This is a genomic window from Mesorhizobium sp. M1050, from assembly GCF_040318715.1.
Classification (GTDB): Bacteria; Pseudomonadota; Alphaproteobacteria; order Rhizobiales; family Rhizobiaceae; genus Mesorhizobium.
Genome location: NZ_JAMYMV010000091.1, coordinates 1 through 20,707 on the forward strand (window position 1 = coordinate 1; position 20,707 = coordinate 20,707).

The window sequence follows — 20,707 nt, forward strand, 5'->3', positions numbered from 1 at the left end:
CCTCCGATCATCCAGAGGTCCTTTCAGAATCGATTTCCGCACACCACACAAGAGTCCCTTTGTACTCATGTGCGATTCCCCTGCCGTCGACGGGGGAGAGGAAAGGTGCGAGTTCGCCAACCTTGGCGCCCTTCCTCTCCTCCGGAAGTATGAAAGTGAGGGCGAGGAACTCAAGTGCTGCCCCCCAATCGCCTTATATGGCCGCAACCCCAGCGCAACCTTCCCCCTAATTGCGCGTCCCCGCCCAACATCGACAAGAAATTTCGCAGACATATCTACATCTTGGTGTTGGGGAGGCTGCATCGACCGGCGTGGCCGGGACTGAAGGCTTGCCCGACGAATTCGCACTGGCCGTGCAGATATGCAACTATCGGCGCCAGGCAACATTGGAGGACTTGGTCATGGCCGATGCTGGGATGTTGCGGTTTCACGTTCCGGAGCCGGAAGTGCGACCGGGCGGAACGCCTGACTTTTCCAATGTGCCGATCCCGAAGGCCGGCTCGGTGTCGCGCCCCGAAATCTCTGTCGATCCGCGCACCATCCGCGATCATGCCTTCTCGATCATCCGCGTGCTGAACCGCAATGGCGAAGCCGTTGGGCCCTGGGCCGGCCTGCTTTCCAGTGACGAGCTTTTGGCCGGCCTGCGCCACATGATGACGCTCAGGACCTTCGACGCGCGCATGCAGATGGCGCAGCGCCAGGGCAAGACCTCGTTTTATATGCAGAATCTGGGCGAAGAGGCGGTGTCCTGCGCCTTCCGCAAGGCGCTGGCGCCGGGCGACATGAATTTCCCGACCTATCGCCAGGCCGGCCTGCTCATCGCCGACGGCTATCCGATGGTCACGATGATGAACCAGATCTATTCCAACGAGGCGGATCCGCTGAAGGGCCGGCAATTGCCGATCATGTATTCGTCGAAAGAGCACGGCTTCTTCTCGATTTCCGGCAATCTGGCGACGCAGTATATCCAAGCGGTCGGCTGGGCGATGGCTTCGGCCATCAGCAATGATTCGAAGATCGCCGCGGCCTGGATCGGCGATGGCTCGACGGCCGAGTCCGACTTCCATTCGGCGCTGGTGTTCGCCTCCACCTACAAGGCGCCTGTCGTGCTCAACGTCGTCAACAACCAGTGGGCGATCTCGACTTTCCAGGGCATCGCGCGCGGTGGCTCGGGCACGTTCGCGGCGAGGGGCCTCGGCTTCGGCATCCCGTCGCTGCGCGTCGACGGCAACGACTATCTCGCTGTCCATGCGGTCGCCAAATGGGCGGCGGAGCGTGCGCGCAGCAATCTCGGCCCAACGCTGGTCGAATATGTCACCTACCGCGCCGGCGCGCATTCGAGCTCGGACGACCCCTCTGCCTACCGGCCGAAGACCGAATCCGACGCCTGGCCGCTCGGCGACCCGATCGTGCGGCTGAAGAACCATCTCATCGCGCTCGGTGTCTGGTCGGAGGAGCGGCACACCCAGGCCGAGGCGGAAATCCTCGACACGGTGATCATGGCGCAGAAAGAAGCGGAAAGCCACGGCACGCTGCATGCCGGCGGCAAGCCTTCGACGCGCGACATGTTCGAGGGCCTCTACGCCGAAATGCCGCCGCATCTGCGGCGCCAGCGCCAGCAGGCGGGAGTCTGAGCCATGCCGAGACGCACCATGATCGAGGCGATCCGCGACGCCATGGACGTGTCGATGGCACGCGACAGCAAAGTCGTCGTGTACGGCGAGGATGTCGGCTTCTTCGGCGGCGTCTTCCGCTGCACCCAAGGCCTGCAGGCCAAATACGGCAAGAGCCGCTGCTTCGATGCGCCGATCAGCGAATCCGGCATCGTCGGCTCGGCCATCGGCATGGCCGCCTATGGCTTGAAACCGTGCGTGGAGATTCAGTTTGCCGACTACATGTATCCGGCATACGACCAGCTGACACAGGAAGCGGCGAGGCTGCGCTACCGCTCCAATGGCGATTTCACCTGTCCGATCGTGGTGCGGATGCCGACCGGCGGCGGCATCTTCGGCGGCCAGACGCACAGCCAGAGCCCGGAAGCGCTGTTCACCCATGTGTCCGGCCTGAAGACCGTGGTGCCGTCCAATCCGCATGACGCCAAGGGGCTGCTGATCGCGGCGATCGAGGACCCGGACCCGGTGATCTTCCTGGAGCCGAAGCGGCTCTACAACGGTCCCTTCGACGGCCATCACGACCGGCCGGTGACGCCATGGTCGAAGCATGCGCTCGGCGAAGTCGCAGACGGCCACTACACCGTGCCGCTCGGCAAGGCGGCGATCCGCAGGCCAGGGTCAGCCATCACCGTGCTCGCCTATGGCACCATGGTCTATGTCGCGCAGGCCGCCGCCGAGGAAACCGGCATCGATGCCGAGATCATCGATCTCAGGACGTTGTTGCCGCTCGACCTCGACAGCATCGTGGCTTCGGTGAAAAAAACGGGACGCTGCGTCATCGTGCACGAGGCGACGCTGACGTCGGGCTTCGGCGCCGAGCTGTCGGCGCTGGTGCAGGAAAACTGTTTCTACCATCTGGAAGCACCTGTGACGCGGGTCGCCGGCTGGGACACGCCCTATCCGCATGCGCAGGAGTGGGATTACTTCCCCGGCCCCGCCCGCGTTGGCCGCGCTCTCATCGAAACCATGGAGGCCTGAGATGGGCGAGCACATCATCAAGCTGCCCGATGTCGGCGAGGGTGTCGCCGAGGCCGAACTGGTCGAATGGCACGTCAAGGTCGGCGACATCGTGCGCGAGGACAGCGTGCTCGCCGCCGTCATGACCGACAAGGCGACGGTCGAAATTCCGTCGCCGGTCGATGGCGAAATCCTGTGGCTGGGCGCCGAGATCGGCGACACGGTGGCAATCGGCTCGCCCATCGTGCGGCTGAAGGTGGCGGGCGAGGGCAATGTGGGGGGTGCGGCGCCGGCAAAAGTCACGGCTGAGAGTACCCCCACCCCTAGCCCCTCCCCACAAGGGGGAGGGGGACGCGTTTCAACCACGAAGGCCGACGCCAAGTCAGCCACGTCCAAGAATGCGCCAAGAACCACGGACGCCAGGGAATCAGATACCGGTATACGGGCGGCAGAGACCGAGTCCCCCTCCCCCTTGTGGGGAGGGGCTAGGGGTGGGGGTACTGCGCCGACGTCCAGAGTTGTCGGGCCCGTCGCCGCTCCCCGTCCCGAAGGCGAAAAACCGCTGGCCTCGCCGGCTGTTCGCCTGCGGGCGAAAGAGGCCGGCATCGATCTGCGGCAGGTTGCGGGAAGCGGCCCGGCCGGCCGCATCGGCCATGAGGACATCGAGGCTTTCCTGGCACACGGTCCGCAGGTCGCCAGGGGCCTCGCCCGCAACGACGCGGTCGAGGACATCAAGGTGGTCGGCTTGCGGCGCAAGATCGCCGAGAAGATGATGCTGTCGAAATCGCGCATCCCGCACATCACCTATGTCGAGGAGATCGACGTCACCGCGCTCGAGGAGCTGCGCGCCGCACTCAACAAGGAGAAGCGCCCGGGCGTGGAGCGGCCGAAGCTGACGCTGCTGCCGTTCCTGATGCGGGCGATGGTCAAGGCGATATCGGACCAGCCCAATCTCAATTCGCTGTTCGACGACGAGGCCGGCATTATCCACCAGCATGGCGGCATTCATATCGGCATCGCCGCGCAGACGCCGTCGGGGCTGGTGGTGCCGGTGGTCAAGCATGCCGAGGCGCGCGACATCTGGGAGTGCGGCGCCGAGATCATAAGGCTGGCCGAGGCGGCCAAGTCGGGCACGGCAACCCGCGACGAGCTGTCCGGCTCGACCATCACCATCACCTCGCTTGGCGCCATGGGCGGCGTGGCGACGACGCCGGTCATCAATCATCCGGAAGTGGCGATCATCGGCGTCAACAAGATGATGGTGCGGCCGGTGTGGGACGGCACCCAGTTCATCCCGCGCAAGATGATGAACCTGTCGTCCAGCTTCGACCATCGCGTCATCGACGGCTGGGACGCGGCGGTGTTCATCCAGCGCATCAAGACGCTGCTGGAAACGCCGGCGCTGATTTTTGTGAATTGAGGGCGGAGATGTCGGCGGGACAGCGCCCCCCTCTGCCTTGCCAGGCATCTCCCCCTCAAGGAGGGAGATCGGCAGCTTCGCCATCCCCGCCTCTCTCTAAGTTTTGGAGATTGGCGAAAGCCGAGGTGACATCCAATCTCCCCCCTCGAGGGGGAGATGGCCGGCAGGCCAGAGGGGGTCGGTACGACTGGACGCGACCGCCTTGCGCGACAGATGCAGGCAGGCGCTCTACGCCCGGCGACCCCCTCTGTCGCCTTCGGCGACATCTCCCCCTCGAGGGGGGAGATTACGCGCTTCAAGGGGCGCGCGAAGGATCGCTGCAGAGCGCTCCTTTCGAGCAGGCGCGACAAATAGTTAGGATGTCATCATGAAAGAAATCTCCTGCAAGCTGCTCGTCATCGGCGCCGGTCCGGGCGGCTATGTCTGCGCCATCCGCGCCGGCCAGCTCGGCGTCGATACGGTGATCGTGGAAGCCGGCAAACCGGGTGGCACCTGCCTCAATGTCGGCTGCATCCCATCCAAGGCGCTGATCCATGCCGCGGAAGAGTTCGAGAAGGTCTTGCACATGGCCGGCGGCGAGAGCCCGCTCGGCATCTCGGTCACCGCGCCGATGCTGGACCTTGCCAAAACAATCGCCTGGAAGGACGGCATCGTCAGCCGGCTCAACAGCGGCGTCGCTGGCCTGCTCAAGAAGGCCGGCGTGAAGACCGTGCACGGCTGGGCGACCTTTCGTGACGGCAAGACCGTTGCGGTCGAGACCGAGACGGGAAGCCAAGTGATCCGCGCCGAGGCGATCGCCATCGCCACCGGCTCGGCCCCGGTCGAACTGCCATTCCTGCCCTTTGGCGGGCCGGTGATCTCCTCGACGGAGGCGCTGGCGCTAAGCGAAGTGCCGAAAAAACTTGCGGTCGTCGGTGGCGGCTATATCGGACTGGAACTCGGCATCGCCTTCGCCAAGATGGGCGCCAAGGTGACCGTGGTCGAGGCCTTGCCGCGGGTGCTGGCGCAGTATGATTCCGAACTCACCCGGCCTGTCGTCAAGCGGCTCTCCGCGCTCGGCATCGAGGTGATGACGGGCGTCAAGGCCAAGGGAACCAAGGGTGGCGCGCTGCTGGTCGAGACATCCGACGGCAAGAGCACCAAGGTCGCCGCCGACAAAATCCTGGTGACGGTTGGCCGCAAGCCGGTGACCGAAGGCTGGGGGCTCGAGCAGATAGACCTCGACTTGGCGGGCAAATTCATCCGCATCGACGACCAGTGTCGCACCTCGATGCGCGGCATCTTTGCCATCGGCGACGTCACCGGCGAGCCGATGCTGGCGCACCGGGCGATGGCGCAGGGCGAAATGGTCGCCGAGATCGTTGCCGGCCACAAACGCAGCTGGGACAAGCGCTCCATTCCCGCTGTCTGCTTCACTGATCCCGAGCTGGTGACGGCAGGCCTGTCGCCGGAAGAGGCCAAGGCGCTCGGCGGCGAGCTCAAGATCGGCATGTTCCCGTTCGCCGCCAATGGCCGCGCGATGACGAAGCTCGGCGAGGACGGCTTCGTTCGCGTCGTGGCGCGGGCGGACAACCATCTGGTGCTCGGCATCCAGGCGGTCGGGCAAGGCGCGTCGGAACTGTCGGCGGCGTTCGGGCTGGCGCTCGAAATGGGCGCAAGGCTGGAGGACATCGCCGGCACCATCCATGCCCATCCGACGCAAGGCGAAGGCTTCCAGGAAGCCGCGCTCAAGGCGCTGGGGCACGCGCTGCATATTTGAGGCGGTGCGATCTCCCCCCTTGAGGGGGAGATGGCCGGCAGGCCAGAGGGGGTCGGTTCGACTGGATGCGACCCTCCTTGCCTTGCGACAGATGGAGGTTGGCGCTTGACGCGCGGCGACCCCCTCTGTCGCCTTCGGCGACATCTCCCCCTCAAGGGGGGAGATTAGGCGCTCAGCTTGCCAGCCGGCTCGCCATCTCGTGCTGGGCATAGGCGCGGCCGAAGCGGTTGGCGAGGAAGGCGTCGAGCGCGATGTCTTCCTGCTTGACGAAGCCGGTCGCCGGCAGGCTGCCGTCGGCCAGCATGTCGAGCACGGCGCAGATGCCGGACGCGGTGGTGATCTGGATGGCGCTGCGCACTACCTGGCCGACCCGCTGGGAGTAGATCTTGTTGGCGTAGGTCTCTTGCAGCAGGCGGCCGTTCTTGCGACCGGAGACGGTGACGAAGACGATGACCACGTCCTGCAGCGTCGCCGGCAGGGCGCTTTCGAAAATGTCCTTCAGCACGTCGCGGCGGTGGCGCAGGCCAAGGTCGTTGAGCAGCGCCTTCATGATCGCGGCATGGCCGGGGTAGCGGATGGTGCGGTAGTTCAGCGTGCGCACCTTGCCTTTCAGCGTCTCGGCCAGCGTGCCCAGCCCACCGGAGGTGTTGAAGGCCTCGTAGGTGACGCCGTCGAGCGAGAATTCCTCGCGCTCCTCCAGCGGCGGCACTTCGACCAGCTCGCCCTCGACGATCGCCTCGCAGGGTTCGCAATATTCGTTGATGACGCCGTCGGTGCTCCAGGTCAGATTGTAGTTCAGCGCGTTCGACGGGTATTGCGGCAGGGCGCCGACGCGCATGCGCACGCTTTCTAGCGTATCGAAGCGGCTGGCGAGATCGTTGGCGACGATCGAGATGAAGCCCGGCGCCAGGCCGCATTGCGGGATGAAGGCGCTCTTGCCCGAGCGCGCCAGTTCCTTGACCCGGCGCGTCGAGACGACATCCTCGGTCAGGTCGAGATAGTGCACGCCGGCACTTGCCGCCGCCTCGGCGATGCGCGTGGTCAGATGGAAGGGGGCGGCACTCAGCACCGCGAACTTGCCGGCGAGGGCCGCTTCCAGCGTGCCGGATGCCTCGATGTCGAGCTCCAGCGTCGCGATCGTGGCCGGCAATTCGGCGGCAGCGAGCTGCGCCGCCGAGCGGTCGACGAGCGTGACCTGATAATCCCCGGTGGCGGCGAGCATCTCGGCAATGGTCGAGCCTATCTTGCCGGCGCCGACAACAACAACTTTCTTCATGACCGATCCCTCACATCCTTTGTTCAATGCATGTCGTTGTCCCAAAACCGCTGCACGCTTTTGGGCGACTGGATGAGGATCGCAGCTTGCCCGTCGAAAGGAAGCGTGGAATTGTTCGAAGCGAAACCATGATTGCGCGATCTGCCGACAGGAATCGTCGAAATGCTCAGTGACGCCGAACAGGCCCTGCTTTCGCTGCTGCGCGAGAACGCGCGCGCCTCGACCGCCGAACTCGCGCGGCGGCTCGGCGTGTCACGCACGACCGTGCAGAGCCGGCTCGAACGGCTGGAGCAACGCGGCATCATCACAGGCTATGGTGTGCGGCTGGCGCCGGACTATGAGCAGGGGCTGGTCCGGGCGCATGTGCTGCTCACCGTGACACCCAAACTCGCCGACAAGGTGGTGCGCGGCCTGCGCGCACTGGCACCGGTCAGGACGCTCCATTCGGTCAGCGGCAATTTCGACATGATCGTCATCGTCGACGCGCCGTCGATCCGCGATCTCGACCTGCTGCTCGACCAGATCGGCGCCATGGACGGGGTCGAGCGGACCTTGTCTTCGATCATCCTGTCGACGCGGATCGATCGGTGAGGGCGGGGAGCGGTGAAGCTGCTGATCTCCCCCCTTGCGGGGGAGATGGCCGGCAGGCCAGAGGGGGGTGTACAGGCGCCAACCTTGCCCAGTTGTTTTGACGTGATGCCAGAAATCGGCAGGTCGGCAGGACAGCACCCCCCTCTGCCTTGCCAGGCATCTCCCCCGCAAGGGGGGAGATCGGCCGTCATTTCGGCTTTCGCCTATCAATCCATTACTATCGGAAAGCTCACCGCCACGGCTAGGCCGGGCCGGCAATCCTCGAGCGTAATCGATGCTCCATGCAGATCGGCGACGGCCCTGACAAGGCTCAAACCCAGTCCGCTGCCCAGTGTCGAGCGGCTGTGGTCGAGCCGGTAGAGCCGCTGGAAGACCTTGTCGCGCTCGTCGGCGGGAATGCCGGGACCGCTGTCGGCGACGCTGGCGACAACGCGGTCGCCCTGGCGCGTCACCGATAGTTTGATGGAAGTGCCTGATGGACAATGGCGCAGCGCGTTCTCGACCAGATTGGCGAACATCTGCGTCAGAAGCTCGCGATCGCCGTGGATCCGGTCCGTCGTTTCCTGCCGTTGCGCCAACGACAGCGATTTTCCGTCGTCCTCGGCCACGTCGGCATAGATCTCGGCGATGGTTTGCAGCACCTCGCCCAGATCGACATCGCTGAACCGCGCCCGGCGCGCGCCGGCCTCGATCTGGGCGATGCGCAGCAGCGCGTCGAAGGTCTCGTTGATCTGCAGGCTCTCGGCATGCGCCTCGGCCAGCTCACCGGCGATTCTTTGACCCGACAGGTTCTTTTCGGACGCGCTGTCGAGGATCATCTGCAGCCGGTTGAGCGGCGTCTTCAGATCGTGCGCGATGTTGGCGCTGACCTGTCTCATGCCTTCCACCAGCGCCGACAGTCGATCGAGCGCGGCGTTGACCTGGGTTGAGACGATGTCGATATCGTCGCCCTTGCCGGTCAGCGGAATGCGGGTGTCCAGCCGTCCGTGCGAGACGTCCACCATGGTGGCGGCGATGCCGTCGAGACGGCGCTGGACACGTGAGGCAAGCAGGGCGCCACCGGCGACCGCCAGCCCGGTGATGATGAGCGTCCCCCAGCCGAAGCTCATCAGCACGATCGTCTCCAGCTCCTCCGTCTCGGAAAGGCTGAAGGCGACGGTCAAGGTGTTGCCGCCGACCGGACCGGAATAGGCGCGGTACTCGGCGCCCGGCGGCACGCCGGGCATCTCGGCATCGAACATCGAGAAGCCGTCGGGAAGCCCCGCTGCGGTGAAATTGCCGGCCAGGCGGTTGCCGGCCGCGTCGGTCAGCGAAAATAGCTGCTCCTTCTTGAGGCTGCGCATGGAGTGGCTGCCGACGGTCTCCACCAGCGCCTTGAGATCATTGTCGCCATAGGTCGCGGCGACGACCGCGTAAGTCTCCTTGATGGTGTCGTCGAGCCGCTCGGCAAGATCGGCGCTCATCATCTGGTAGACGATGGCGCCCGATAGCACGAAGGCCAGCACGAACAGGAAGGCGAAGGTCAAGGCAAGCCGGAACGGCGTGCTGCGCAGCAGGCGGGACCATGTTCCGGTCATGACGGCGCGTGCAGGCTGTAGCCGGTGTTGCGGACCGTATGGATGAGCTGGGTTCCGAACGGTTTGTCAACCTTGGCCCGCAGCCGGCTGATATGGGTTTCGACGACGCTGGTCCTGGGATCGAAATGAAAGTCCCAGACACGCTCCAGAAGCATGGTGCGGGTGATGACGCGGCCCTCGCCGCGCATCAACACTTCCAGCAGGCTGAACTCCCTCGGCTGCAGGTCGATCGGCTGGCCCCGCCTGATAACGCGGCGCATGATCAGGTCCATCTCCAGATCGGCAACCCGCAGAACGGTCTTCTGTTCCTGCGCCGCCGGCCGGCGGCCAAGCGCATTGATGCGGGCGAGAAGCTCGGAAAAGGCGAAGGGCTTGACCAAATAATCGTCACCGCCCGCCTCGAGCCCTTCGACGCGGTCGTCGACGCCGCCGACGGAGGTGAGAAAGATCGCCGGCGTCCCCACGCCGGCTGCGCGAACCGACTTGATCATCGACAGGCCGTCGAGACCGGGGATCATGCGATCGGCGATAATCACGTCATAGTTGCCGCTGGTCGCCGCGAAAAGTCCGTCATGGCCGTTGCGAAGCAGGTCGCAGACATGGCCGGCCTCGGTCAGTCCCCTGACGATGTAGTCAGCCGTCCTGTGGTCGTCCTCGACGAGAAGCAGTCGCATGAAAGGTCCGGTCCGTTGCCGAGATTGGCAAACTACCACCGGCATGGGGCCGTTCCTAGGATGTCACGAGCGCGCAGGGGTTCGATTCAGTCCGATTCCAGCAGGATTTTGTCGGCATCGTCGCCCATCAGGGTCATGTGGAGGACGACGGCAATGATGCCGCCGAGGAAGAGCAGGCTGGTGAAGGTGGTGCCGAAGCCCAGGCCGCCATGCCCGGTCGAGCGCGACAGCAGGTCGCCGAAGGAGGCGCCAAGCGGCCGCGTCAGGATGTAGGCGAGCCAGAAGGTAAGGATGCTGTCCAGATCGAGCAGCCAGTAGGCGAGCGTGATGAGCGCGATGACGCCGCCGAACAGCAGCCCCGTGGTGAGGTAACCCATGTCAAAGCTTTCGGCGACGAGATCGCCGGCGGCGGTGCCGAGCGAGAAGGTCAGGACAATCGCCAGCCAGTAGAAGATCTCGCGCCTGGTGGTGAAGATGGTGTGGATCGACAGCGTCCTTTCGCTGGCGTACCAGACCGCGAATGTCGCGGCGAGCGCCACCGAGAAGGCAATTGTCGTCGTCTGCAGGCGTACGCCGAAAGTGTCGACGAGGTTGTCCGTCACCAGCGTGCCGACGACGCTGGCCAGTAACACCGCCAGCCAGTATGCCCATGGGACGTAGCGTTTCTGCGCGAATTGAGCGACAAGCGCGGCTACCAGGACGCCGCTCATGACCAGCAATGTGACGGTCAACCCAAGCCCAAGGTTGACGGCGAGATAGTCGGCTGCGGTCTCGCCTGTGGTGACCGCCATCAGTTTGACAAGCCAGAAGTCGAGCGTGACGTCGGGAACCCTGTTCTGGGTCGGTGCGGCGGGTTGTTGTCTGTTGGGCGAGAGCATGGCGGATATCCCGAGATCTTCGATCGCGGCGCAGCAGAGCCGAGCCGGCATGCCGCACCGTAGGCAGCAGAGTTCACCTCAGCCTGTCCTGCGGCATACAAATTCGTAAGAATGGGCATGGGCTGCGCAAAAGACCTTTACGAATGCCTGGCGATGCGGTGATGAAATGCGAGGGCCTTGCATCCGCCATCAATGTAGTGATCAGTGCTCCGAAACCTGGCCAATGCCCGCTTTGGAAGCCCAAGGAAAACAAGAATGACCTACGCTTCCCTCAAGCCGGTTTCACGGGCCTTCGACCAGCGCAAGCGGTTGATCTTCGTGCGGGTCGCGGCGGTGCTGGCGGTGCTGCTCCTGTTTCTCACCAAACCTGGGTTGACGGAGGGCTCGGACGGGCACGAAGCGCTCGAGCTTCTCGGCTTGTGCCTGGTGCTCGTCTGCGTCGTCGGACGGCTCTGGAGCATCCTCTATGTCGGCGGCAAAAAGAACCAGGAACTGGTCTCGACGGGACCGTTCTCGACAATGCAGAACCCGCTCTACTTCTTCTCGACGATCGGCGCGATCGGCATCGGATTGGTGTACGGCTCGATGTTTGCGGCGCTGGCGTTGGGCCTTGCGAGTTTTTTCATCTTTCGCGCCACGGCGCGCAAGGAAGCCGAATTTCTGCTGGGCAAATTCGGCCCGGTCTATCTTGCCTATATCAAGATCACGCCCCGGTTCTGGCCAAATCCCTTTCTGTACCACGACCATGACGAGCTGCAGTTCTCGACGCGGGCGCTCAAGCGGACATTTTTGGACGGCCTCTATTTCCTCGCCATCTTCCCGGTCGTCGAACTGGTCGAGCATTTCAGGGCGACCGGCCTGTTGTTCCCAGCCTTCGTCACGCTCTACTGATCAGCGCCGCCGCACCGCTGCCCGCCGCGCGCTGTGCGCCAGAATAGCCAGGCAGCCGATCAGCAGCAGGATGCCGCCGAGGCGCGGCGGCAGCCCCAGCATCTTCACCGCTGCCGTGACCGCCGCAATCAGGATCAGCGCCAACAGCGCCAGGCTGCCGTCGTCCATGAACATGCCGATAAGCTCCTTGAGAGCGATGCGCACGACGCTCATCGAAGGTGTGATCCGGTTGGAGCGCGATGGGCGTCGCGCAACCAGCGGACGATGGCAAAGGATGCGAGCGCCATGACCGCGAAGATCGCCAGCAATGTGAGATCGGCACCGGGCCAGTCGGCGCCAATAGCTTCACCGGTCCAGAAAATGCCGAAGCTGGTCAGCATCACGCCGACGACGAACTTCAGCGCGTTTTCAGGAACGCGTGCCAATGGACGATGGACGGCGAGGCCGATGATCATCACCAGGACGAACGCTGCCAGCGCCCCAAGGCCGGCGTTGAGTGTTTGTCCATGTGCGCCGCCAACCGCGATGACGATGAACACCACCTCGACACCTTCCAGCAGCACCGCCTTGAATGCCGCCAGCCCGGCCAGGTAGTCCGCGCGGCGGTCGCCGGCCTGCTGGCGAAGTACCGCGGTTTCCTTCGAGAACGCCGCCTCCTCGTCATGCAGCGGGACGATCCCGACGCTGCGCAGAATGGCCTTGCGCAGCCACCGCATGCCGAACAGGATGAGCAGGACGCCGACCGTGAATTGCAGCGCGGTGATGGGAACAAGCGCCAGCAACGGCCCGAAAGCCAGCACGAGCGCCGCCAGGAGTGCCAGCGCCAATGCAGCGCCGGTCAATGCCGGCCGCCAGCCTCGGGTCAAGCCGACCGCGAGCACGATTGTGAAGGCTTCGACCACCTCAACGAACGAGCCGAGAAAGGCCGCGCTTACGGTGGAAACCAACGGTGCGAAATCAGTCATGGCTGCTGTCCCCTCAGGAATGCAGGCTTTTCTACCATAGACATTGCCGCGGCGCCCGACAGCATTCTTACAAATCCGTATGCAGCAGGGCGGCCGAGGCCTGACCCACGGCAGGCATAGTTAACCGGCTAATGGTGGCGACCTCGCCGTCGCGGTCGCGGCTCGCCAGCTATTTGTTTTTGCTCAGTTCCCCATGGAAACCGCTAAAAACTTTCCCGGAATTGCCTAGCCGCCGAGCGGATGAGGCATGTAGCCGACAAAACCCGCGATCTTCCAGCTGCCGCCGACCTTGGTGCAGAAATACAGCGTCTGCCACTTCAGCCTGTCGACGCTGCCGTCGGCCTTGGCGATCGAGCCGTCGAATTTCTTGTGCAGCACGGCGCGGTCGCCGTCGACATCGATGTCGCGCATGTTGGTGACGCGAAACAGCGCCTCGCGCAGCGGCTCAGCGAATTTTGTCGCCGCGGTCTCCTTGGCCTGGCGCAGCCACTCGTCGCGATAGACTTCCAGCCGCGGAAACTGCAGCCGCCAGGCGTCGGCATTGCTGAGGAAATGCGCGTGCATGCCGAAGAAGCTTTCGGTCACGAAATCGTTCTCGACCATCGCCCAGTCCTGGCCGATGAAGGCGTCGATGTCGCGCCGCACCAGCATTTCCCACAGCGCGTGGCGATCGGCATCGCCTGCCGGAAACGGGTTCTTGTCGTAGGTCATTGCTGTTGTCTCCGGTCTGCCAAACGCGTCTTCCGCTGCGGCCTACAAGGCTGCCCGTTTGGGCGCACGATGCAAGCGCTTCTGTAATAAAGCAACATGAATCCCCTGGAATGTTGCTTTCCAACAAAGTTCTATGAGGATCGCCCCGATCGGGGTAAATGTCGACGCAAGCGGGTGCATCCCGTCCCTGTACCAGAGGAGGTTATCCCTTGCCCAAGCAGACTTTCGGAACATCCCATGTGCCGTTGTCGCCAGCCGTGCGGGCCGGCGATCTCGTCTACATCTCCGGCCAGGTGCCCATCGGCAGCGATGGCATCGTGGTCAAGGGCGGCATTTCGGAACAAACCGAACAGGTGCTCGCCAATGTGAAGGCGGCACTGGCGCTCGCCGGCTGCACCCTGGACGATGTGGTCAAGACCACGGTCTGGCTGGAAGATGCGCGCGATTTCGGCGCCTTCAACGCGGTCTATGCCAGGCACTTTCCGAAGAACCCGCCGGCCCGCACCACGGTCGAATCGCGGCTGATGATCGATATCAAGATCGAACTCGAGGCGGTCGCCTACCGGCCTCTGTAAGCGAACGGCGAACCGGGGTGGCCCCAATGCAATTCGACCTCCTGCTTAAGGGTGGACGGCTGATCGATCCGGCGGCCGGCATCGACGCGCCGCGCGATGTCGCCATTGCCAATGGCCGGGTCGCCGCGATCGACGCCGATATCCCGGTGACCAGCGCCGCGCAGGTCGTCGATGCCACCGGCTGCATCGTCACATCAGGCCTCGTCGACCTGCACAGCCACGTTTATTGGGGTGGCACTTCGCTCGGCGTCGATGCCGATCGGCTGGCCGCCAAGAGCGGCACCACCACCTTCATCGATGCGGGCAGCGCGGGAGCCGGCAATTTCCTTGGCTTCCGCCGCCACGTCATGGAGCGCTCGAAGGTCCGCATCCTGGCCTATGTCAACATTTCCTTTGCCGGCATTTTCGGTTTCTCGCAGACGGTGTCGGTCGGCGAGTGCAGCGATCTCAGGCTGTGCGATCCGCGCGAGGTGGTCGCGGCAGTGCGCGAACATCGCGACGTCGTGGTCGGCGTAAAGGTCCGCTCCGGCAAGCATGCCGGCGGCACCAGCGGCATCGTGCCGGTCGACCTCGCGCTGGAGGCCGCCGACCAGGCCGACCTGCCGCTGATGGCGCATATCGACGAGCCGCCTCCAGGCCGCTCGGAAGTGCTGCCGCGCCTGCGCAAGGGTGATATCCTCACTCATTGCTTCCGGCCTTTCCCCAATGCGCCGGTGTTCGCCTCCGGCGCTGTGCGACCGGACATGCGGCTGGCGCGCGAGCGCGGCGTCATCTTCGATCTTGGCCATGGCATGGGCTCGTTCGATTTCGCGGTCGCGCGGGCGATGCTCGAGGAAGGGTTGGCGCCCGACGTGATCAGCAGCGACGTGCATCTCTACTGCGTCGACGGGCCGGCCTTCGACATCCTGGTCTGCATGTCGAAGCTGCTGGCGCTCGGCATGCCGCTGGTCGAGGTTTTGCGCGCCGCGACGCAAACGCCAGCGCGGGCGATCGCGCGGCCCGATCTCGGCACTCTGGCGGTCGGCACCGTCGGCGATGTCGCCGTGCTGCGGCAGCGCCCGGGCCGCTTCACCTTCGTCGACGCGGTCGGCGCCTCGCTGGTCGCCGACCAGCGGCTGGTCTGCGAAGGCATCGCCATCGGCGGCACGTGGTGGCCAAACGAGGCGGTGAACGACGTCAGCGAGACCGAGCGTTTCGAGCCGCATGGGTCGCATACGCATATCGAGGTGGCGGCCCAGCATTTCCGGCACCGGCATGATTAGCTGATCTCCCCCCTTGAGGGGAGATGGCCGGCAGGCCAGAGGGGGTCGGTTCGACTGGATGCGACCTGCTTGTGGCAGATGGAGGTTGGAGCTTTACGTGAAGCGACCCCCTCTGTCGCCTTCGGCGACATCTCCCCCTCGAGGGGGGAGATCAGCAGCGTCAGCTCACCGCTCCATAAACCGGCGTCTCAATCCCCTCCATCCGTGCTTTGATCTGCAGCGCTACATACTTCGAATAGAAGCGCGACAGCGCGAGGTTGCCGCCGTGGAACCACAGCGCTTCCTGCGCGGTCGGTTTCCACATGTTGCGCAGCTCGCCTTGCCATGGTCCGGGATCGCCCTTGACGCCCGAGCCAAGACCCCAGCAGGGGCCGACCTTGTCGGCGACCTCGCGCGAGACGATTTGCGCCACCGTCTCGTTCATCGACTGATAGCCGGTGCAGGCGATGATCGCGTCGGCGGCGAGTTCGGTGCCGTCCTCGAACAGGATGCCGTCCTGCGTCAGCGATCTGATGGCGACGCCGCTGCGGATGCCGATCTTGCCGTCGATGATCAGGTCGGACGCGCCGACATCGATGTAGTAGCCGGAGCCGGTGCGGTAGGCCTTCATCAGAAGGCCGGTCTCGTCGTCGCCGAAATCGATGGCGAAGCCGGCGGCTCGCAGGCGGGCGTAGAAGGCCGCGTCGCGCGCCTTGATCACCTCGTAGAGAGCCCGCTGGCCCTTGGGTACGAGCGCGAACGGCATCGAGGCGACGATCATGTCGGCTTTCTCGGTGGTGATGCCGCGCCAATGCCTTCTCCGAGAAGATCTCGAAACCGACCTCCATCAGCGTGTCCGACTTGACCACGGTGGTCGGCGAGCGCTGGATCATGGTGACGTCGGCGCCGCTTTCCCAGAGATCGACACAGACATCATGACCGGAGCTTGCCGCACCGATGACCGCGACGCGTCTGCCGTGGAACTTCTCGCCGCTGTCATATTGGCTGGAATGCAGCAGCTCGCCTTTGAATCGATCGGCGCCCGGCAGGTCGATCCGGCGCGGCGGACCATAGGCGCCGGTGGCGAAGACGATGTGCTTCGGCTTCAGCGTGATGTGCCGGCCGGCGCGATCGACCATCACGGTCCAGACTTTCTCCGCCTCGTCATAGCTGGCGCTGAGGCAGTTCGTGGCGGCCCAATAGTTGAGCTCCATCACGCGCGTATACATTTCCAACCAGTCACCCATCTTGTCCTTGGGCGTGAAAACCGGCCAGTTTTCCGGGAAGGGAATGTAGGGCAGATGGTCGTACCAGACCGGGTCATGCAGCACGAGCGTGCGGTAGCGGTTGCGCCAGGAATCGCCGGGCCTTGAATTCTTCTCGATGACGACGGTGGGCACGCCGAGCTGGCGCAGCCGCGCGCCGAGCATGATGCCGCCCTGGCCGCCGCCGATGACCAGGCAGTAGGGCTGTTCATCAGTGCCAAGCTCGCGTGTCTCGCGCTCCCGCGCCTCCGACCAGGTCTCGCGCTCCGGATCGGCCTTGTGGCGGACGCCGAGCGGACGCTTTGCCCCCTTGCGCTCCTCGAACCCTTTGAGCTCGGTCATCGCGGTGAACAATGTCCGGCAGCGGCCATCGCGCAGCCGCATGATGCCCTCTCCTGACGCCACTGCGGTCTCGAAGCTGAACCAGGCCCCGATGGTGCCCTCGTCCGAAGTCGCCTCGCCGGTCAGCTGCCATGCCGTCGGCCTGGTCGTAGCCAGCGTTGCCTTGAGCATGCCGGCGATCGCGTCGCGGCCTTCCATGGTCGTGATGTTCCAGGTGAAGGTCAGGAGATCGCGCCAGTAGCAGTCATCGACGAACAGGTTGCTCGCTGCCGCCCCATCGCCCGCTTCGAGCGCGTGCGCAAAAGAAGCGAGCCATGCCGCTGCCTGTTTCGATGGTGCCATGTCCAGCATTACTTCACACTTTCGTTTTGGCGTTGGCCTCGCCCGTTCTTTCCTTCTCAACTTGTGGGACAAGGCAGAAGCGCAGCCTCAATCCCCGAGCGGCTCCATCTCCTTGCCCGAATCCTTGATCAGCCAGATGATGTCGGGGATGCGCCTGACAGGATCGCGCCCTCCATATCGTGGCCCGGATCAGGCCCTTCCTGGCTGCCAGCTTCGGTCATGATCCTTTCCTGGGGTTGCTAGGCAGACTTCTTAGCATGTTTGCAGGCTATGGCTCCACGGGGCCATTCTGGATGATGACTGCGGCGCAGTATGACACCAGGAAGTAACCCGACCACAGAGCGCCCCAAGGGCCCTCGCTATCCAATCACCTCCAGCCGCCTCGGCAGGCGGTTCATGGCGACAGGTCCGTTCGGCGTGATCAGGAACTGGTCCTCGAGATTGAAGCTGGCGAGGCCGTCGATGTAGAGCGGGATCTCGAAAGCCAGCACCATGCCGGCTTCGATCACGACATCGCTGTCGGCCGCAATGAACGGCCATTGTTCGGAAAAGACCGATTGGCCGACGCCGTGGCCGAAATGACCGCGGCGATAGGAGCGCAGCCCTTGCCGCGCCAGGCTGTCGGTGGCGCCGCGATGCACTTGGGCGAGCGTGGTCCCCGGAACAAGGGATGCCAGCCCGTCCTCGAAGGCCCGTTCGGCGATCGCATGCAGCTCGGCCTGCTCAGCCGATGGCGGCCCGAAGGTGAAGTTGCGCGACATGTCGGAGGCCGTAGCCGCCGACCGTGCAGACCATGTCGCACTTCAGCGGGTCGCCGGGCACGGCTTTCGCATCGGCGGCTTTGGCCTTCGCGCCCAGCGTCACATATTCGGCCGTCGCAGCGGGATGGGACAGGCCCGCCGCGGCGCTGGCGACGCCTTCCCGGTAGAGGGCAATGAGATCGGCTTGGCACATGCCGGCCATCGCATCCACCTGCAGCCGCTCCAACCCGGCCTCCGACAGGGTGATGCCTTGCTGCAAAAGGTCGACCTCGCGTTGCGACTTGATGGCCCGCAGCCTGTCGAGCGCGGCCGCTCCATCAACCATGATGCAGGCCGGCAGCAACGACTGCATGGCCAAGAAATCTGCGGCGGCGATGAAATCGAGATCGACGCCAATCGTTGCGCGGTCGAGACCGAAGCAGGTCAAGATTTCCTTCAGCGCGCGGACGGAATTGGTCAGGTCGAATGTCGCCGGCCGCGAGAAATCAGGCGCCCGGTCGGACGATGTCAGGCCAGCCTCGATGCGTTGCACCAGCGACAGGCCGGACGTCGAGCCGTCAAGCGTAGCGGTTTCGATCCAGACCGGGTGGCTGCGAATGACAGCTTCGGGCAATGCCGCCTGCAGCTGCGCCGCATTGAAGTCCGCCACCACCACGCCGATCGGCAGGTCCTGGCCAGCGGGAATGATGACGAAGCCGGCGCCGGCACGCCGGAACAGTCCCGCCGGACCGATCGAAGCACCGGTCGCATAGTGGAAGGCCTCGGGCGCGCACAGCACCAGTGCCTCGATGCCGGCGCGATCCATCAGTTGAGCCGCGCGCTGGCGGTCGACAAAGCCTGTCATGGGTTTCTCCGAATGTCCGAAGCGGCAACGGAGCATTCCGGACAGCGACGATCAAGTGGCAGATGTGGGGCAGGCGTTGTGCCGAGGGACACAACCCGGCGGTTTCGACCACTGCCCTTTCCGGGCGCGGGTCTGAAGCGATCGCCCCTGCGATGACGCAGGGAGCAACGGACGGAAACCGCTATTTGATCGATTCCAGCTTGGCGACGGCGGCATTGGGCTTCGGCTGGGCCGGCCTGGTGGGCGGGCTAAGCCGCAGCGCGCCTGTCGTGCCGGCCTTCCCTGATTTCCTCGGCGAGCTTGTCGCAGAACGCGTCGAGATCGCCTGGGTTGCGGCTGGTGACAAGCCCCTGGTCGGTGACCACCGCGCTGTCTTGCCAGACACCACCGGCATTGATCACGTCGGTCTTGATCGATTTGTAGGACGTGACCCGGCGGCCCTTCACAATTCCGGTCTCGACGAGAAGCCAGGGCGCATGGCAGATCGCGCCGACGACCTTGTTGGCCGACCAGAACGATTTGATGAAATTGAGGACTTTCGGCTCGATCCGCAGCAGATCGGGGTTGATAACGCCGCCGGGCAACACGATCGCGTCATAGTCCTCCGCCCGCGTCTCATCCAACATCTTGTCGACTGGCACCTCGCGGCCCCAATCCTTGTGATCCCAGCCCTTGATCTTGCCGCTTGCGAGCGACACGACATCGACCTCGGCGCCCGCTTCGCGCAATTTCTTGAGCGGCACCTCAAGTTCGGCTTGTTCAAAGCCATTTGTCGCAAGGATAGCGACGCGCTTGCCGGAAATGTCCTGCATGGTTTTCTCCATCATTGGGTTGATGGAAGAGCTAACGAGGTCCAGCGGGAAGCGTTCCTTGCTGTAACTTTATGTGACTTCTGGAGGATGATTGAAGGGATTTCGGTCAGGTACCCCCACCGGCCCGGTCAATGTTGTCGACCCAAAAGCCGGTTGAAACCAGGTTCGGCCGCGCAGCCCCGCCGGGTCGCGGCGAGCGCTACATATGGCCAACGAGCTGTCGGCGATATTTCTTATACTGCCACTCGATGCGCTTGTACCAAAGCGGCCGTTGACTGTCGGGATTTATGGACGTCAAGAAGGCCCCATTGTGCGTGCCCTGCTCAACAAAGGGTCTCTCGAACCAAAGCACCTCCACCCCGAGCGCCGCGTCCGCACCGTCGATCTCGTGGCCGATCGGCGCGGACATCTTGCGTGCATCAAACCAGGCGCACCTCTCGGCTGCCACGGAGCGGGTGATGATATAGGAATCGGTGGATCTGCCGTGAGGGGCTGGATAGAGATGTTGTCCGCGCTTCAACTTGAACGCCGAAATGTAGTACGTACCGGCATTGCCGATATAGATGACGGCCTTGCGGTTTGGATCGCCGAGCTCCGCCAGAGCTGCGTTAAACTTTGTATTGAAATTGGCCGCCAGGAAAACGTCGTCCTCAAAGACCAGACAATAGGGCTTGTCGGTCTGCAGAAACTCACGCCAGATCCCGATGTGTTTCAAGGAGCAGGACAGTTCCGCCAGTTTGAGAGCGCCTGGCACGGTAAGCCTTTCGACCTCTTCGTCAGTAATATCTGAAACATCCCAGTGAAGATACCAGGTGGCCGGGATACCATGACGGGCGACCTGCCTTGCAATGTGCTGTTCGCGGTCATCATAGCCCTGCTTGACGTGGCAAACACGCACATAGACCTGGTCGGCGGGAAACGTAGGCATTTGCCGTGTATAGCCATCGGCTTTTTGCGAGTCTACGCCTTGAACGGTCACGGGACACAGCTTCTTATTCGCCATGCCGAAGCTCTTTGATTTAGAGGCGGATTCAAATTTCAGATCGAATCGACCTGAAACCATCCGGTTCTAGAGCGGGATGAATTTAGGTTGGGCATAGCCAGCCTCGGTGAAGTAATTTCGGCATTCGGTTGACGTGACCTCGCCGAGGAT

The 20,707-nt window shown here is 63.9% G+C and carries 19 protein-coding genes and 1 pseudogene; 8 read left to right on the forward strand and 12 right to left on the reverse strand.

Going from position 1 to position 20,707, the window contains the following annotated elements:
- Positions 1 to 401: 401 nt before the first annotated feature.
- The 4 genes from NKH57_RS30185 (at position 402) to lpdA (ending at position 5,809) form a co-directional block, all read left to right on the forward strand.
- Positions 402 to 1,634: a 3-methyl-2-oxobutanoate dehydrogenase (2-methylpropanoyl-transferring) subunit alpha gene (locus NKH57_RS30185; protein ID WP_352949798.1), complete on the forward strand. Its 1,233-nt coding sequence runs from the start codon at positions 402 to 404 to the stop codon at positions 1,632 to 1,634.
- A gap of 3 nt (positions 1,635 to 1,637) precedes the next feature.
- Positions 1,638 to 2,651 (forward strand): alpha-ketoacid dehydrogenase subunit beta, encoded by a 1,014-nt coding sequence (locus tag NKH57_RS30190; RefSeq protein WP_352735269.1) that lies wholly within the window; start codon positions 1,638 to 1,640, stop codon positions 2,649 to 2,651.
- 1 nt (position 2,652) lies between these two features.
- On the forward strand, positions 2,653 to 4,050 hold the full coding sequence (locus NKH57_RS30195) for a dihydrolipoamide acetyltransferase family protein (protein WP_352949775.1): 1,398 nt from the start codon (positions 2,653 to 2,655) through the stop codon (positions 4,048 to 4,050).
- 367 nt (positions 4,051 to 4,417) lie between these two features.
- Positions 4,418 to 5,809, forward strand: a complete 1,392-nt coding sequence (gene lpdA, locus NKH57_RS30200; RefSeq protein WP_352949777.1) for a dihydrolipoyl dehydrogenase — start codon at positions 4,418 to 4,420, stop codon at positions 5,807 to 5,809.
- A gap of 172 nt (positions 5,810 to 5,981) precedes the next feature.
- Here the strand turns inward: lpdA and NKH57_RS30205 are convergent, their stop codons facing one another.
- Entirely contained in the window at positions 5,982 to 7,085 is a 1,104-nt protein-coding gene (locus tag NKH57_RS30205; protein ID WP_023763083.1) for a saccharopine dehydrogenase family protein, read from the reverse strand.
- A 162-nt stretch (positions 7,086 to 7,247) separates the two neighbouring features.
- Here NKH57_RS30205 and NKH57_RS30210 point away from each other — a divergent pair, with 162 nt between their 5' ends.
- Entirely contained in the window at positions 7,248 to 7,676 is a 429-nt protein-coding gene (locus NKH57_RS30210) for an Lrp/AsnC family transcriptional regulator (RefSeq protein WP_352730749.1), read from the forward strand.
- 206 nt (positions 7,677 to 7,882) lie between these two features.
- Here the strand turns inward: NKH57_RS30210 and NKH57_RS30215 are convergent, their stop codons facing one another.
- From NKH57_RS30215 to NKH57_RS30225, 3 genes are all read right to left on the reverse strand, one after another.
- Positions 7,883 to 9,253, reverse strand: a complete 1,371-nt coding sequence (locus tag NKH57_RS30215) for a HAMP domain-containing sensor histidine kinase (protein ID WP_352949780.1) — start codon at positions 9,251 to 9,253, stop codon at positions 7,883 to 7,885.
- On the reverse strand, positions 9,250 to 9,927 hold the full coding sequence (locus NKH57_RS30220) for a winged helix-turn-helix domain-containing protein (RefSeq protein WP_352608882.1): 678 nt from the start codon (positions 9,925 to 9,927) through the stop codon (positions 9,250 to 9,252). Before NKH57_RS30220 ends, NKH57_RS30215 begins: the two co-directional genes overlap by 4 nt.
- Before the next feature lie 86 nt (positions 9,928 to 10,013).
- Positions 10,014 to 10,805, reverse strand: coding sequence for a COG4705 family protein (locus NKH57_RS30225; RefSeq protein WP_352949782.1), 792 nt, complete (start codon positions 10,803 to 10,805; stop codon positions 10,014 to 10,016).
- 255 nt (positions 10,806 to 11,060) lie between these two features.
- Here NKH57_RS30225 and NKH57_RS30230 point away from each other — a divergent pair, with 255 nt between their 5' ends.
- Positions 11,061 to 11,696 carry a methyltransferase family protein gene (locus NKH57_RS30230; RefSeq protein WP_352949784.1) on the forward strand — a complete coding sequence of 212 codons (636 nt, stop codon included), beginning with the start codon at positions 11,061 to 11,063 and terminating at the stop codon, positions 11,694 to 11,696.
- Here NKH57_RS30230 and NKH57_RS30235 read toward each other — a convergent pair whose 3' ends face one another.
- The 3 genes from NKH57_RS30235 to NKH57_RS30245 all read right to left on the reverse strand — a co-directional run bounded on the left by NKH57_RS30235 (position 11,697) and on the right by NKH57_RS30245 (position 13,372).
- Entirely contained in the window at positions 11,697 to 11,909 is a 213-nt protein-coding gene (locus tag NKH57_RS30235) for a hypothetical protein (RefSeq protein WP_352949786.1), read from the reverse strand.
- Entirely contained in the window at positions 11,906 to 12,661 is a 756-nt protein-coding gene (locus tag NKH57_RS30240; protein WP_352949788.1) for a COG4280 domain-containing protein, read from the reverse strand. The genes NKH57_RS30235 and NKH57_RS30240 overlap by 4 nt, the downstream gene beginning before the upstream one ends.
- A gap of 225 nt (positions 12,662 to 12,886) precedes the next feature.
- On the reverse strand, positions 12,887 to 13,372 hold the full coding sequence (locus NKH57_RS30245; protein ID WP_023763075.1) for a hypothetical protein: 486 nt from the start codon (positions 13,370 to 13,372) through the stop codon (positions 12,887 to 12,889).
- A 158-nt stretch (positions 13,373 to 13,530) separates the two neighbouring features.
- Between NKH57_RS30245 and NKH57_RS30250 the strand changes: the two genes are divergently transcribed.
- Positions 13,531 to 13,947, forward strand: a complete 417-nt coding sequence (locus NKH57_RS30250) for a RidA family protein (protein WP_050589621.1) — start codon at positions 13,531 to 13,533, stop codon at positions 13,945 to 13,947.
- Positions 13,948 to 13,973: 26 nt separating this feature from the next.
- On the forward strand, positions 13,974 to 15,209 hold the full coding sequence (locus tag NKH57_RS30255; RefSeq protein ID WP_352730738.1) for an amidohydrolase/deacetylase family metallohydrolase: 1,236 nt from the start codon (positions 13,974 to 13,976) through the stop codon (positions 15,207 to 15,209).
- A 160-nt stretch (positions 15,210 to 15,369) separates the two neighbouring features.
- On the opposite strand, the pseudogene NKH57_RS30260 reads toward NKH57_RS30255, so the two are convergent.
- From NKH57_RS30260 to NKH57_RS30280, 5 genes and pseudogenes are all read right to left on the reverse strand, one after another.
- Positions 15,370 to 17,146 (reverse strand): annotated as a pseudogene (locus tag NKH57_RS30260) (NAD(P)-binding domain-containing protein).
- Positions 17,147 to 17,496: 350 nt separating this feature from the next.
- Positions 17,497 to 17,898 (reverse strand): M24 family metallopeptidase, encoded by a 402-nt coding sequence (locus NKH57_RS30265; protein ID WP_352949790.1) that lies wholly within the window; start codon positions 17,896 to 17,898, stop codon positions 17,497 to 17,499.
- Positions 17,861 to 18,742, reverse strand: coding sequence for an aminopeptidase P family N-terminal domain-containing protein (locus tag NKH57_RS30270; protein ID WP_352949792.1), 882 nt, complete (start codon positions 18,740 to 18,742; stop codon positions 17,861 to 17,863). Before NKH57_RS30270 ends, NKH57_RS30265 begins: the two co-directional genes overlap by 38 nt.
- A gap of 248 nt (positions 18,743 to 18,990) precedes the next feature.
- A complete protein-coding gene (locus NKH57_RS30275) occupies positions 18,991 to 19,554 on the reverse strand; it encodes a type 1 glutamine amidotransferase domain-containing protein (protein ID WP_352949794.1) in 564 nt (187 codons plus the stop codon).
- 199 nt (positions 19,555 to 19,753) lie between these two features.
- Positions 19,754 to 20,557, reverse strand: coding sequence for a glycosyltransferase family 25 protein (locus tag NKH57_RS30280; protein ID WP_352949796.1), 804 nt, complete (start codon positions 20,555 to 20,557; stop codon positions 19,754 to 19,756).
- Between the last annotated feature and the right edge of the window lie 150 nt (positions 20,558 to 20,707).

Excerpts from the sequence above, each read along its gene's own strand:
- NKH57_RS30185 (WP_352949798.1), top strand. The coding sequence starts at position 402 with ATGGCCGATGCTGGGATGTTGCGGTTTCACGTTCCGGAGCCGGAAGTG.
- NKH57_RS30190 (WP_352735269.1), top strand. The coding sequence starts at position 1,638 with ATGCCGAGACGCACCATGATCGAGGCGATCCGCGACGCCATGGACGTG.
- NKH57_RS30195 (WP_352949775.1), top strand. The coding sequence starts at position 2,653 with ATGGGCGAGCACATCATCAAGCTGCCCGATGTCGGCGAGGGTGTCGCC.
- lpdA (WP_352949777.1), top strand. The coding sequence starts at position 4,418 with ATGAAAGAAATCTCCTGCAAGCTGCTCGTCATCGGCGCCGGTCCGGGC.
- NKH57_RS30205 (WP_023763083.1), bottom strand. The coding sequence starts at position 7,085 with ATGAAGAAAGTTGTTGTTGTCGGCGCCGGCAAGATAGGCTCGACCATT.
- NKH57_RS30210 (WP_352730749.1), top strand. The coding sequence starts at position 7,248 with ATGCTCAGTGACGCCGAACAGGCCCTGCTTTCGCTGCTGCGCGAGAAC.
- NKH57_RS30215 (WP_352949780.1), bottom strand. The coding sequence starts at position 9,253 with ATGACCGGAACATGGTCCCGCCTGCTGCGCAGCACGCCGTTCCGGCTT.
- NKH57_RS30220 (WP_352608882.1), bottom strand. The coding sequence starts at position 9,927 with ATGCGACTGCTTCTCGTCGAGGACGACCACAGGACGGCTGACTACATC.
- NKH57_RS30225 (WP_352949782.1), bottom strand. The coding sequence starts at position 10,805 with ATGCTCTCGCCCAACAGACAACAACCCGCCGCACCGACCCAGAACAGG.
- NKH57_RS30230 (WP_352949784.1), top strand. The coding sequence starts at position 11,061 with ATGACCTACGCTTCCCTCAAGCCGGTTTCACGGGCCTTCGACCAGCGC.
- NKH57_RS30235 (WP_352949786.1), bottom strand. The coding sequence starts at position 11,909 with ATGAGCGTCGTGCGCATCGCTCTCAAGGAGCTTATCGGCATGTTCATG.
- NKH57_RS30240 (WP_352949788.1), bottom strand. The coding sequence starts at position 12,661 with ATGACTGATTTCGCACCGTTGGTTTCCACCGTAAGCGCGGCCTTTCTC.
- NKH57_RS30245 (WP_023763075.1), bottom strand. The coding sequence starts at position 13,372 with ATGACCTACGACAAGAACCCGTTTCCGGCAGGCGATGCCGATCGCCAC.
- NKH57_RS30250 (WP_050589621.1), top strand. The coding sequence starts at position 13,531 with ATGTCGACGCAAGCGGGTGCATCCCGTCCCTGTACCAGAGGAGGTTAT.
- NKH57_RS30255 (WP_352730738.1), top strand. The coding sequence starts at position 13,974 with ATGCAATTCGACCTCCTGCTTAAGGGTGGACGGCTGATCGATCCGGCG.
- NKH57_RS30265 (WP_352949790.1), bottom strand. The coding sequence starts at position 17,898 with ATGTCGCGCAACTTCACCTTCGGGCCGCCATCGGCTGAGCAGGCCGAG.
- NKH57_RS30270 (WP_352949792.1), bottom strand. The coding sequence starts at position 18,742 with ATGACAGGCTTTGTCGACCGCCAGCGCGCGGCTCAACTGATGGATCGC.
- NKH57_RS30275 (WP_352949794.1), bottom strand. The coding sequence starts at position 19,554 with ATGCAGGACATTTCCGGCAAGCGCGTCGCTATCCTTGCGACAAATGGC.
- NKH57_RS30280 (WP_352949796.1), bottom strand. The coding sequence starts at position 20,557 with ATGGCGAATAAGAAGCTGTGTCCCGTGACCGTTCAAGGCGTAGACTCG.